The sequence below is a fragment of the Streptomyces sp. 7R007 genome, from assembly GCF_054850255.1.
Genome location: NZ_JBTWMV010000005.1, coordinates 192003 through 204020, shown reverse-complemented (window position 1 = coordinate 204020; position 12018 = coordinate 192003). Strand labels below are relative to the sequence as shown.

12 protein-coding genes are annotated in these 12018 nt (G+C 72.2%); 7 read left to right on the top strand and 5 right to left on the bottom strand.

The window, feature by feature from the left end; all coding sequences use genetic code 11:
- The first annotated feature begins 44 nt into the window (after nt 1-44).
- Nucleotides 45-2708, top strand: a complete 2664-nt coding sequence (locus ACYF6T_RS09270) for a cellulose binding domain-containing protein (RefSeq protein WP_461695027.1) — start codon at nt 45-47, stop codon at nt 2706-2708.
- A 46-nt stretch (nt 2709-2754) separates the two neighbouring features.
- On the opposite strand, the gene ACYF6T_RS09265 is transcribed toward ACYF6T_RS09270, so the two are convergent.
- Nucleotides 2755-4665, bottom strand: a complete 1911-nt coding sequence (locus tag ACYF6T_RS09265; RefSeq protein WP_461695026.1) for a rhamnogalacturonan lyase — start codon at nt 4663-4665, stop codon at nt 2755-2757.
- 36 nt (nt 4666-4701) lie between these two features.
- The gene (locus ACYF6T_RS09260; RefSeq protein ID WP_461695025.1) at nt 4702-5655 is read right to left on the bottom strand and encodes a helix-turn-helix transcriptional regulator; all 954 of its coding nucleotides are present in this window, start codon (nt 5653-5655) and stop codon (nt 4702-4704) included.
- Nucleotides 5656-5694: 39 nt separating this feature from the next.
- On the opposite strand from ACYF6T_RS09260, the gene ACYF6T_RS09255 reads away from it, so the two are divergent.
- Together ACYF6T_RS09255 and ACYF6T_RS09250 are read left to right on the top strand one after the other, a co-directional pair.
- Nucleotides 5695-6195: a hypothetical protein gene (locus ACYF6T_RS09255; RefSeq protein ID WP_461695023.1), complete on the top strand. Its 501-nt coding sequence runs from the start codon at nt 5695-5697 to the stop codon at nt 6193-6195.
- Nucleotides 6192-6668: a hypothetical protein gene (locus ACYF6T_RS09250; protein WP_461695022.1), complete on the top strand. Its 477-nt coding sequence runs from the start codon at nt 6192-6194 to the stop codon at nt 6666-6668. Before ACYF6T_RS09255 ends, ACYF6T_RS09250 begins: the two co-directional genes overlap by 4 nt.
- Here ACYF6T_RS09250 and ACYF6T_RS09245 read toward each other — a convergent pair.
- The 3 genes from ACYF6T_RS09245 to ACYF6T_RS09235 form a co-directional block, all read right to left on the bottom strand.
- Nucleotides 6637-7377: a class I SAM-dependent methyltransferase gene (locus ACYF6T_RS09245; protein ID WP_461695020.1), complete on the bottom strand. Its 741-nt coding sequence runs from the start codon at nt 7375-7377 to the stop codon at nt 6637-6639. The genes ACYF6T_RS09250 and ACYF6T_RS09245 overlap by 32 nt on opposite strands.
- Nucleotides 7378-7383: 6 nt before the next feature.
- Nucleotides 7384-7689 (bottom strand): 4a-hydroxytetrahydrobiopterin dehydratase, encoded by a 306-nt coding sequence (locus ACYF6T_RS09240; protein ID WP_461695018.1) that lies wholly within the window; start codon nt 7687-7689, stop codon nt 7384-7386.
- Between the two features lie 681 nt (nt 7690-8370).
- Nucleotides 8371-8505 (bottom strand): hypothetical protein, encoded by a 135-nt coding sequence (locus tag ACYF6T_RS09235; protein ID WP_461695016.1) that lies wholly within the window; start codon nt 8503-8505, stop codon nt 8371-8373.
- A gap of 131 nt (nt 8506-8636) precedes the next feature.
- Between ACYF6T_RS09235 and ACYF6T_RS09230 the strand changes: the two genes are divergently transcribed.
- The 4 genes from ACYF6T_RS09230 to narJ all read left to right on the top strand — a co-directional run bounded on the left by ACYF6T_RS09230 (nt 8637) and on the right by narJ (nt 11994).
- Entirely contained in the window at nt 8637-9500 is an 864-nt protein-coding gene (locus ACYF6T_RS09230; RefSeq protein ID WP_461695015.1) for a helix-turn-helix domain-containing protein, read from the top strand.
- Between the two features lie 75 nt (nt 9501-9575).
- Nucleotides 9576-10439, top strand: a complete 864-nt coding sequence (locus ACYF6T_RS09225) for a helix-turn-helix domain-containing protein (protein ID WP_461695013.1) — start codon at nt 9576-9578, stop codon at nt 10437-10439.
- A gap of 46 nt (nt 10440-10485) precedes the next feature.
- On the top strand, nt 10486-11304 hold the full coding sequence (locus ACYF6T_RS09220) for an SAM-dependent methyltransferase (RefSeq protein WP_461695011.1): 819 nt from the start codon (nt 10486-10488) through the stop codon (nt 11302-11304).
- Between the two features lie 195 nt (nt 11305-11499).
- Nucleotides 11500-11994 (top strand): nitrate reductase molybdenum cofactor assembly chaperone, encoded by a 495-nt coding sequence (narJ, locus tag ACYF6T_RS09215; RefSeq protein WP_461695009.1) that lies wholly within the window; start codon nt 11500-11502, stop codon nt 11992-11994.
- The last annotated feature ends 24 nt before the right edge of the window (nt 11995-12018 follow it).

Genomic DNA, 12018 nt, shown 5'->3' with positions numbered 1-12018 from the left:
ACCCTCCGTTCGTCTACCCGTCCCCCTCCCGGAAAGGACCCCCCGTGCGAAGAACCCGCATCCTCACGGCCGTCCTCGCCCTCGCCGCCGGCCTCCTGGCCGGCACCCCGCCCGCACTGGCCGCCGGCCGCACCGCCCCCGCGGCGGTCGCGGCGGACACGTACACCTGGAAGAACGCCCGGATCGACGGCGGCGGCTTCGTCCCCGGCATCGTCTTCAACCGCAGCGAGAAGAACCTCGCCTACGCCCGCACCGACATCGGCGGCGCCTACCGCTGGCAGGAGTCGACGAAGACCTGGACACCGCTGCTGGACTCGGTCGGCTGGGACGAGTGGGGGCACACCGGCGTGGTCAGCCTGGCCTCGGACGCGGTGGACCCCAACAAGGTGTACGCGGCCGTGGGCACGTACACCAACAGCTGGGACCCGACCAACGGGGCCGTGCTCAGGTCCTCCGACCGGGGCGCCAGCTGGCAGAAGACCGACCTCCCGTTCAAGCTCGGTGGCAACATGCCGGGCCGGGGCATGGGCGAGCGGCTGGCGATCGACCCGAACAAGGACAGCGTGCTGTACCTGGGCGCGCCCAGCGGCAAGGGGCTGTGGCGGTCGACGGACTCGGGCGTGACCTGGTCGCAGGTGACGAACTTCCCCAACGTGGGTGACTACGTGCAGGATCCGACCGACACCAGCGGCTATGCCAGCGACAACCAGGGCATCGTCTGGGTCACCTTCGACGAGTCGACGGGCACGGCCGGCAGCGCCACGAAGACGATCTACGTCGGGGTCGCCGACACCGACAACGCGGTGTACCGCTCCACGGACGCGGGCGCCACCTGGACGCGTCTCGCCGGGCAACCGACCGGATATCTCGCCCACAAGGGCGTGCTGGACGCCAGGAACGGCTACCTCTACCTCGCCTACAGCGACAAGGGCGGGCCGTACGACGGCGGGAAGGGCCGGCTGTGGCGGTACGCGACGGCGACCGGCACCTGGACCGACATCAGCCCGGTCGCGGAGGCCGACACGTACTACGGCTTCAGCGGGCTGACCGTCGACCGTCAGCACCCGGGCACGGTGATGGCGACGGCGTACAGCTCCTGGTGGCCGGACACGCAGATCTTCCGCTCCACGGACAGCGGGGCGACCTGGACGAAGGCATGGGACTACACGTCGTACCCCAACCGCTCCAACCGCTACACGATCGACGTGTCGTCGTCGCCGTGGCTGACCTTCGGCGCGAACCCCTCGCCGCCCGAACAGACGCCGAAACTGGGGTGGATGACCGAGTCGCTGGAGATCGACCCGTTCAACTCCGACCGGATGATGTACGGGACGGGGGCGACGCTCTACGGCACGGAGAACCTCACGCAGTGGGACAGCGGGGGCCAGTTCACCGTGAAGCCGATGGTGCAGGGGCTGGAGGAGACGGCGGTCAACGACCTCGCCGCGCCTGGGTCGGGCAGCGCCGTGCTGTTCAGCGCGCTGGGTGACATCGGCGGCTTCCGGCACACGGACCTGACCAAGGTGCCGTCGATGATGTACACCTCCCCCACCTTCACCTCGACCACGAGCCTGGACTTCGCCGAGACCAACCCCAACACGGTCGTGCGCGTCGGCAACCTCGACTCCGGTCCGCACATCGCGTTCTCGACCGACAACGGCGCCAACTGGTTCGCCGGGACGGACCCTTCGGGCGTGAGCGGCGGCGGCACGGTCGCGGCGGCCGCGGACGGCAGCCGGTTCGTGTGGAGCCCGGCGGGCACGGGGGTGCAGTACACGACCGGCTTCGGCTCGTCGTGGCAGGCGTCGGCGGGCATTCCCTCGGGCGCGATCGTCGAGGCCGACCGCGTGGACCCCAAGACCTTCTACGGCTTCAAGTCGGGGAAGTTCTACGTCAGTTCGGACGGCGGGGCGACGTTCACGGCGTCCTCGGCGACGGGGCTGCCGGCCGGTGACAGCGTCCGCTTCCAGGCGCTGCCCGGCACGAAGGGGGACGTCTGGCTGGCGGGTGGCGCCGGCGACGGCGCGTACGGCCTGTGGCACTCGACCGACGCGGGCGCGACCTTCACCAAGCTCTCCGGCGTCGAGCAGGCCGACACGATCGGCTTCGGCAAGGCGGCGCCGGGCGCCTCGTACCAGACCCTCTACACCAGCGCGAAGATCGGCGGCGTACGCGGCATCTTCCGCTCGACGGACAAGGGCGCCACCTGGACGCGCATCAACGACGACGCCCACCAGTGGGGCTGGACCGGCGCCGCGATCACCGGCGACCCGCGCGTGTACGGCCGGGTGTACATCTCCACCAACGGCCGGGGCGTCGTCTACGGCGACACCTCCGACACCGGCGGCGGTGACGGCGGCGGTACCGACCCGACGCCACCGGCCACGGGTGCCTGCACGGTGACGTACAAGATCACCAACCAGTGGACGGGCGGCTTCCAGGCCGACGTACGGCTGACCAACACCGGTTCCACGTCCTGGAACGGCTGGTCACTGGCCTGGACCTTCGCCGACGGCCAGAAGATCACCCAACTCTGGAACGCCGACTACACCCAGTCGGGCGCGACGGTCACGGCACAGAACGTGACCTGGAACGGCACGGTCGCACCCGGCTCATCCGCGTCCTTCGGCTTCACGGGCAGCTGGTCGGGGTCGAACACGAAACCGGCGTCGTTCGCGCTCGGCGACCACAGCTGCACGGTCGCCTGAACAAGCGGTGGGTGCACGCCTGTTGAGGCGCGCACCCACCGTCGTGTCACGGCGTGTACACCGTCGGGCGTGGGGCCGTCGGCATTGCGTCGCCGATGTAGAAGCTGGGGTGTGGGGGCTGGTTGTAGGCGGTGTTCTGCCAGGCGAGGGCCGTGCGGTACTGGGTGTCGTGGAGGAGGGTGGTGATCTTCGTCGTCGTCTCGTAGGGGGTCGAGTAGATGCGCAGGGCCGTGTTGTCGCTGGTCGGCCAGACGGCCTCCTCGCGCCAGTCGCCGAGGATGTCACCGGACAGGGACGGGGTCGCCTTGGTGCCGTTGTCGGAGTGGACGCCGGAGGCGGTCAGCAGGCGGGTGTCGGCGGTGGTGCCGTACTTGTCGATGTGGGTGTCGTCGAGGAGTTCGCGCACCGGGTCGCCGTCCCACCAGGACAGGAAGTTGGTGCTGGAGGGCTTGCGGCCGGCGACGACCGTGCCCTTGGGGTTGCGTACGCCGTCGGCGTGCGAGGACCAGGACTCGGCGCCCGCGCTGCCCGCCCAGATGTCCCCGGACACGCCACGCCCGTTGTCGCCGTTGGGGTCGGTGGACCAGATGATCTGCCCCGTCCGGGCGTCCGCCATCCACGACGAGGGCTTGGTGCCGTCCTCGTCCACCTTGAACTCCTCCAGACCGGGACGGGAGGGGTCGAGGTCGCCGACGTGCATCGCGTCGCCGTGGCCGTTCTTCGTCGTCCACAGGCCGCTGCCGTTGTCGTCCACGGCCATCGAGCCGTACACGATCTCGTCCTTGCCGTCCCCGTCGACGTCGGCCACGGACAGCTGGTGGTTGCCCTGACCGTCGTACCCCTTGCCGGAGTTGGTGGAGGAGTTGGTGTCGAAGGTCCAGCGGCGGGTGAACGAGCCGCCTCGCCAGTCCCAGGCGGCGATCACCGTACGCGTGTAGTAGCCGCGGGCCGTGATCAGCGAGGGGCGGGAGCCGTCCAGGTAGGCGGTGCCCGCGAGGAAACGGTCGACGCGGTTTCCGTACGAGTCGCCCCACGACGACACCGTGCCGCGCGCCGGGACGTAGTCGACGCTCTGCATCGCCTTCCCGGTCCGGCCGTTGAACATGGTCAGGTACTCGGGGCCGGACAGCACGTAGCCGGAGGAGTTGCGGTAGTCGGCCGAGGAGCTGCCGATGACCGCCCCGGTGCCGTCGACCGTGCCGTCCGCCGTCTTCATGGCGACCTCGGCCTTGCCGTCGCCGTCGTAGTCGTACACCTGGAACTGCGTGTAGTGCGCGCCGGAGCGGATGTTGCGGCCCAGGTCGATGCGCCACAACCGGGTGCCGTCGAGCTTGACGCCGTCGATGACGGTGTCGCCGGTGTAGCCGGACTGGGAGTTGTCCTTGGCGTTGGTCGGCTGCCACTTGAGCACGAAGTCGAGTCGGCCGTCGCCGTCGAGGTCGCCGACCGAGGCGTCGTTCGCCTCGTACGTGTAGGACACGCCGTCGGGGGTCGTGCCGCCGGCCGGCGGGCTGATCGGCACGTCCTTGTAGCCGCCGCGGAACTGGATCGCGTGCTCGGAGTCGCCCTGCTCGACGCCGTTCACGATCGCGCGGACCGTGTAGTCGGCCGAGTCGGGCGCGCCCGCGTGGAAGTAGTTCGTGGAGCCGGTGACGGGGGTGGAGTTGACCTTGGTGCCGGCCCGGTAGACGTTGAAGGAGACGTCGTTCGGATCGGTGCCCAGCCAGCGCCAGCTGATCAGGTTGCCGCTGCTGGTGTGCACGCTGACCAGGCCCCGGTCGAGTTTTTCGACCTGCCGGGCCGTGGCGGCCTCGGCCGCGGTGGGGGTGAGTGCGGTGAGGCCGGCGGCCACGAGGGCGGCTGCCGCGGTCACCGCGGCGAGGAAGGTCCGGCGTCTGCGGTGCCGGCCGGGACGAGGGTGCGGGTGGGAGTGCGGGTGCGGGTGCGGGTGCTTCACGGTCGAACCTCCTGAGGAGACGGGCGGGTTCGCCCCTCAGTCGCCGCCGTCGCGCCTGACGTTGCCGTATCTTCCGGCCAGTTCGGCGATCGTTCGCGCCAACCGGGCGCGCAGTTCCGGCGGTTCGAGCACCTCGACGTCCGCGCCGAGGCGCAGGAACTCGCCGTGCGCGTGCTCGACGGACTCGATGGGGACGCGGGCGAGGGTCCAACCGCTCGCGTCCGTACGGACGTCGGCCGCCGCCCTGGGCAGCCGCGCCCCCGGTGCCAGCCGGACCAGCGCCTCGCCGCGGTGCAGCCGGTCGTGGAAGTCACGCTGGTACGCCGTCCAGTACGCGGCCAGGTCGAAGCCGTCGGGGCGGGTGAACTCCTCCTCGGACACGTCGAGCCGGAGGATCTGGTCGACGCGGAAGGTGCGCGGGCCGGGTCCGGCGACCACGTACCAGCGGCCCGCCTTCAGCACCAGCCCGTACGGCTCCAGCCGGCGCTCCACGTCCGTCGGCTCGGCCCAGCGCCGGTACAGCACGTGCAGCACCCGGCTGTGCCAGACCGCGTCGGCCACCGCCGGCAGGTACGGCGTCTCCTCCTGGTCCGCGTACCAGCCGGGCGCGTCCAGGTGGAAGCGGCCGCTGATCCGGTCGGCGTGGGCGCGCAGTCCGGTCGGCAGCGCGGCGCGGACCTTGAGCTGGGCGGCGGCCAGCACGGAGCCGAGGCCGAGCTCGGCGGCGGGGCCGGGGACGCCCGCCAGGAAGAGGGCCTCGGCCTCCGCCGCGGTGAGGCCGGTCAGGCGGGTGCGGTAGCCGTCGAGCAGCCGGTAGCCGCCGGCGTGACCCGCGTCGCCGTACAGCGGGACGCCCGCCGCGCTCAGCGCCTCGACGTCCCGGTAGACCGTGCGCACCGAGACCTCCAGCTCGGCGGCGAGCTGGGCGGCGGTCATCCGGCCCCGGGTCTGGAGCAGCAGCAGGAGGGAGACGAGTCGGCCGGCCTTCACTGACACAGGATGTCAGGGAAGCGGCCCTAGCGTCACCGCATGGCCTCTACCGCACGACCACGCTTCGAGGAGAAGCTGCTCACCGTCCCGCCGCCGATCGAGGTGGCCGGCCGGCACGTCAAGCGCTACCACGTCACCGCCGACCCGGCGGGCCTCGCGCCCGACGTCGAGAAGGCGGCGTACGCGATCCTGCCGGAGCTGCTGCCGGAGCCGGACGGCAGCACACCGCCGGCGGCCTTCGTCGTCGTTCACCGGGGAAACGACGACGGCGCGTACGTCAACGCCTACAGCTGGGTGTGGGACAACGTCCTGCACTACGGCAACGCGGCGGCCGGCCAGCCCGTGCTCGGCTGCCCGGACCGCGACCCCACCCACTTCATCCGGCCCGAACTGCCGTGGATCGGCTGCGTGTTCGAGCTGCCGCCGGTCGGGCACGAGCGGGACGCCTGGGTACGGCACATGCTCGTGCCCGACGTCCCGGACCTGGCCGGCTACCTGGCCGACTCCCTGCCCGAAGGAACCACTGGAGAGCGCTCATGAGCAGCCCGCACGACTTCGACTTCCTGCACGGCGACTGGGAGGTCGCCAACCGCCGCCGCACCGACTTCCTCGACCCGGCCGGCGACTGGGTGGACTTCCCCGCGACCAGCCGCTGCCGGCCGCTGTTCGACGGCGCGGCGAACGTCGACGAGATCGACATGCCGTATCTCGGCTCGAAGGGCCTGACCCTGCGGCTGTTCGACCCGGAGCGCGGGGAGTGGTCGCTCAACTGGGCCTCCAGCCGCACCGGGACGCTCTTCCCACCGGTCGTCGGCCGTTTCGACGGCGACCGCGGCGAGTTCCACGGCGACGACACGTACGACGGCAAGGACGTCCGGGTGCGGTTCGTGTGGGCGGACGTGTCCGCCGCCTCCGCGCACTGGGAGCAGGCGTTCTCCGTGGACGGCGGGGAGAGCTGGGTGACCAACTGGACGATGGACTTCAGCCGCCCTTCCGGAACGAGCGCAGGCTGAAGACGGGGTCCGGGCGGGGCCGGTCCTGGTCGGGCAGGCTCTCCAGGCGCGCGGCGAACCGCTCGGTGAGCGGGTCGCCGGGCGGCAGCGTCACGAACCAGCCGCGGCGCAGGTCGGCGATGGTGCGGCGGGGGCTGCGGCCCTGCCCGCGGCCCTGGAAACGGGCCTGCCCGGCCGGGAGCAGGCCCTGCGCCGCGGCGCACCGCGTGACCTGGTCGGCGGCGTCGTGGGCCTGGCTGCGCGGCCGGGAGGCGAGCACCGCGTCGATGTCGCTGCCGACGTTGTGGGCGGCGGCCTTGTCGACGGTGGTGACGTAGACGCCGCCGGGTCTGAGGACGCGGGCGCACTCGGCGACGACGGCGCGGACGTCCTGCGGTTGCAGCAGGTGCAGCAGCCACACGCTGGTGACCGCGTCGAAGGCGGCGTCCGGGAACGGCAGGGCGCGGCTGTCGGCCAGCACGACCGCGCCGGGCAGGCGGGCGGCGGCCATGCGGGCCATGCCGGGCGTCAGGTCGGCGCCGGTCACCCGGGTGGCGGGCAGCGCGGCGGCCAGCCGGCGGGTGACGATGCCGGTGCCGCAGGCGACGTCCAGCAGGCGGCCGGGGGCGGGGGGCAGCAGGCCGAGGACGGCGTCGGCGGCGGCCTGGGCTCTGGGCTCGCCGCCGCGCGAGGCGTCGTAGACGTCGGCTTCCTTGTCGTAGTCGAGCACCTGGCGTCACTGCGCTCCGTGCGCGGGGGCGAGCGCGTGCACCGTCCGCGCCAGCTCGAAGTCCTTCTCGGTGACGGCGCCACCGGCGCTGTGCGTGTTCACCGACAGGGAGACGGTGTTGTAGCCGAGGGTGAGGTCGGAGTGGTGGTCGAGCTCCTCCTGGACCTGGGCGATGTGGAGGACCATCGCGGTGGCCGCGAAGTGGGAGGCGAGCCGGTAGGAGCGGGTGAGCCGGTCACCGTCGACCGACCAGCCCGGCAGTTCGGCCAGCCGGTCCTCGATCTCCTTCTGCGACAACGGTTCGACGGGCATGACCGCGCTCCTTCCAGGGGGATCGGGTTCCACTTCAGCCTGCCACAGCGACGCCACCGGATGCCTGGTCGGAGCGTTCCCGGGAGGGGACCGGGGACACCTGCGGCCGGGGCGAACCGGGGGGTGCGCGGGGACTTGACCAGATCCGGCCGACCGGGCATCGGACGGTGATGACACGCAATCCCGGCAGACCGAGCACGACACGGGACCTACACCGATCCGGCCGCCCCAGCACGACACGAGGACCTACACCGATCCCGCCACCCCGGCACGACACGGGAACCTACGCCGACCCGGCCGCCCCAGCACGACACGAGGACCTACACCGATCCCGCCACCCCGGCACGACACGGGAACCGACACCGATCCCGCCACCCCGGCACGACACGGGAACCGACACCGATCCCGCCACCCCGGCACGACACGGGAACCTACGCCGGCCCGGCCGCCCCAGCACGACACGGGACCTACACCGATCCGGCCGCCCCGGCACGCTCAGGGACCTACACCGATCCCGGCACCCCGGCACCGAATGAGAACCCGCGCCCATGCGGCCGACCTGGCACCGCACGGGGACCCATGCCGGTCCCGCCGGCCCGGCACCGCGCGGGGACCCGCGTCGGGGCGGCCGGCGCGTACCACGCGGGGCGCCCCCCGATGCCCCCGCCCGTCCGACAGCCGTCAGTCCCTCGTGCGCCAGGCCGACGTCGTCGTGCAGGTGCCGAGGAGGTTGCCGCACAGGGTGATGGCGAGGGCCTGCTCGGCGACCCGGCCCTCGCCCAGCCACTCGTCCCTCTCCACGGTGAACAGCGTCATCTGGGTGTCGTAAGGACTCGACCGGAAAGCCGAGGGCGTCTTCGAGCGCCCCGTCCAGCAGGCGACCCCCGTACCCCGGAAGCGGTCCGCGCCCCGGTCAAGGCGGCCCCTCCTCTATTACGGTCGTACGCATGACCAGTGTCGCGACCGGAAAGACCGCCCCCTCGGCCACCCCCTCAGCCGCCGCCGACAAGGGCGTCGGCCCCCTGCTGCGGGCCTGGCGGGAGCGGCGGCGGGTCAGCCAGCTGGAGCTGGCGCTGCGTGCCGACTCCTCGGCGCGGCACATCAGCTTCATCGAGACGGGCCGCTCCCGGCCGAGCGAGGAGATGGTGCTGAAGCTCGCCGAGCACCTGGAGGTGCCGGTACGTGAGCGCAACTCCCTTCTCCTGGCGGCCGGTTACGCCCCGCACTACCCGGAGACCCCGCTGGACTCCCCCGCCCTGGACGCCCTCAGGGCGGGCATGGAGCGCCTCATCCAGGGCTACGAGCCCTATCCGGCGCTGGTGGTCGACGCGACGTACGACGTCGTCGCCGCCAACCGGGGCATCACCATGCTCCTCGACGGCGTGCCGGAGTCGCTCCTGCAACCCCCGCTCAACGCCATGCGGTTGACGCTGCACCCGCAGGGCCTCGCGCCCCGCATCCGCAACCTGCGCGAGTGGCGCGGGCATCTGCTCGCCCAGATGGAACGCCAGATCGCCCTGGACCGCTCGGCACGGCTGCGGGCGCTGTACGAGGAGGTGGCCGCCTACCCCGTCCCGGAGCCGGTACCGGAACCGGAGCGGGAGCAGGAGCAGGAGCACGAACCGGACGAGGACGTCCCCTACTTCGCCCTGCCCCTGCGGATCGAGCACGGGGGCCACCTGCTGTCCTTCGTCTCCTCCATCTCCACCTTCAACACCCCCATGGACGTCACGGTCGCCGAACTGGCCATCGAGACGTTCCTCCCCGCCGATCCCGCGACCGTCAAGTACCTGCGGTCGCTGCTGCCTTGACGTGCATCCGGTGATTGTCACGGCGGAACGTGGCACACTGCTCGCGCGTACTTCGACACGTAGGGGAGGCGTGGCGTGAGTGAGCGGCGGCCCGCACCCACCGTGGGTCAGGTGGTGCTGGGCAAGCGCCTGCAGGAGCTGAGGGAGGCGGCCGGCCTCAAACGCGAGGAGGCCGCACGCGTCCTGCGGGTGGCCCCGGCGACCGTGCGGCGGATGGAGATGGCCGAGGTCGCCCTGAAGATCCCCTACGTGCAGGTGCTGCTGGAGACGTACGGCGTGCCCGAGGACGAGGCGTCGGCGTTCGTCGCCCTGGCCGAGGAGGCGAACCAGCCGGGCTGGTGGCAGCGGTTCCACGACGTGCTGCCCGACTGGTTCAGCCTGTACGTCAGCCTGGAGGGCGCCGCCCGCATGATCCGCTCCTACGAGCCGCACTTCGTGCCCGGGCTGCTGCAGACCGAGGAGTACGCCCGTGCCGTCATGGAGGCGGGCACGATCGGGCAGGCCGGGCCGGACGCCATCGAGCGGCACGTGTCCCTGCGGATGGCCCGGCAGAAGCTCCTGGAGCAGGCGGATCCGCCCCATCTGTGGGTGATCATGGACGAGACGGTCCTCCGGCGCCCGGTCAGCATCCGCGGCGAGGTGATGCGCGAACAGCTGGACAAGCTGCTGGAGTTCGCCGAGCACGAACGGGTCACCATCCAGGTCGCCGAGTTCGCGGACGGCCCGCACCCGGGGACGTACGCGCCCTTCACGCTGTTCCGCTTCGGCGAGCCCGAGCTGCCCGACATGGTCTTCACCGAGTACCTGACCGGGGCCCTCTACCTGGACTCCCGCAGCGAGGTCTCCGCGCATCTGGAGGTCCTCGACCACATGACGGCGCGTGCCGCCTCGGCGCAGCGCACCAAGAAGATCCTGCGCGAGTACCGCGAGGACTTCTGAGCACCTGTCGACGCATCCGTTCGAGCATCGAGGGAGACGACACGGCATGACCGGATCCGACGCGGCACCGGCCGAACCCGTCCACATAGACACCAGCCGGCCGCATCCGGCCCGGGTCTACGACTGGTGGCTGGGCGGCAAGGACAACTACCCGGTGGACGAGGAACTGGCCCGCAGGATCCTGGCGGCGGACGGCACGGCGGTGCGCGGGGCGCGCGCCAACCGCCGGTTCATGCACCGGGCGGTGCGGGCCGCGGCCCAGGCGGGCGTGCGCCAGTTCCTGGACATCGGCACCGGCATCCCGACCGAGCCCAACCTGCACCAGGTGGCGCAGCAGGCCGCCGCGGACGCCAGGGTGGTGTACGCGGACAACGACCCGATCGTGCTCCGGCACGCGGAGGCGCTGCTGCAGAGCTCCGCCGAGGGCAGCACCGACTACATCCACGGCGACGTGCGCGAGCCGGAGACGCTCCTGCGCCTGGCCGGCGAGTCCCTGGACTTCGACCGCCCGGTAGCGCTGTCCCTGGTGGCGCTCACCCACTACCTGGGTGAGCAGGAGGACGACGTGTACGGCCTGGTCAGGCGGTACGTCGACCGGCTCGTGCCGGGCAGCTGGCTGATCCTGTCCCAGGTCACCCAGGACCTCAGCCCCGAGGGGGTGGCCACCGCCGCCAAGCTGTTCCAGCAGAGCGGCACCCCGTTCCACCCGCGCACGCTGCCCGAGTTCTACCGGTTCTTCGACGGTCTGGAGCTGCTGGGCCCGGGCGTGATCCCGGTGTACGGCTGGCGGCCGGAGCCGGAGGACGTCGAGGCCCAGGCGGAGGGTGTCGTCCCGGTCTACGGCGGGGTCGCCCGCAAGCCCTGACCGCGCCGCCCGCACCCGTTCGGGCGCCGTGAACGGGTGCGCCGCCGTGCTCGCCCCTAGCGTCGGGACACGGGGTGAGCACGCGGCCGGGGGAGACCGAGGCGGTGTACCGGCTGCCGGCGGTCGCCGTGTCCCCCGTGCCGCGCCGGCGGCCGGCCTCGGCCGATCCGCCGGCGCCGATGCGAAGGAGGCCCGATGCCCTCGGACGCCGTGCTGTACCAGGCGGCCGCGCTCTGCCTGACCTACCCCGACGACGACTTCCGGGCGCGGCTGCCGCTGCTGCGGGAAGCGGCCCCGCAGCTGCGGGAGTTCGCGGACCACGCGGCCCTCACGCCGCCCCGGGAGCTGGCGGCGCACTACGTCCGGGTCTTCGACGCCGGCGACCGCCGCAGCCTGTACCTGAGCCGGTGGCCACACGGCGGCACCCGGCGGCACGGCATGCCGCCGGCGCGCTTCGGGGAGGCCTACCGCGCGGCCGGTCTGGAGTTCACCGGCGAGGAGGTGCCGGACTTCCTGCCGGCGGTCCTGGAGTTCGCGGCCCGCACCGGCAGCACGGACCTGCTGACGGAGCACCGCGAGGGCCTGGAGCACCTCCGCGCCGGCCTCACCGACTTCGGCACACCGTACGCCTCCGTCCTGGACGCGGTGTGCGCGGCGCTGCCGACCCCGGGGGCGGGCCGGCGCCGGTGAGCTCCCGGAGCCCGCCGGGTCCGG

Excerpts from the sequence above, each read along its gene's own strand:
- ACYF6T_RS09255 (WP_461695023.1), top strand. The coding sequence starts at position 5,695 with ATGGCCTCTACCGCACGACCACGCTTCGAGGAGAAGCTGCTCACCGTC.
- ACYF6T_RS09250 (WP_461695022.1), top strand. The coding sequence starts at position 6,192 with ATGAGCAGCCCGCACGACTTCGACTTCCTGCACGGCGACTGGGAGGTC.
- ACYF6T_RS09240 (WP_461695018.1), bottom strand. The coding sequence starts at position 7,689 with ATGCCCGTCGAACCGTTGTCGCAGAAGGAGATCGAGGACCGGCTGGCC.
- ACYF6T_RS09235 (WP_461695016.1), bottom strand. The coding sequence starts at position 8,505 with ATGACGCTGTTCACCGTGGAGAGGGACGAGTGGCTGGGCGAGGGCCGG.
- ACYF6T_RS09230 (WP_461695015.1), top strand. The coding sequence starts at position 8,637 with ATGACCAGTGTCGCGACCGGAAAGACCGCCCCCTCGGCCACCCCCTCA.
- ACYF6T_RS09220 (WP_461695011.1), top strand. The coding sequence starts at position 10,486 with ATGACCGGATCCGACGCGGCACCGGCCGAACCCGTCCACATAGACACC.
- narJ (WP_461695009.1), top strand. The coding sequence starts at position 11,500 with ATGCCCTCGGACGCCGTGCTGTACCAGGCGGCCGCGCTCTGCCTGACC.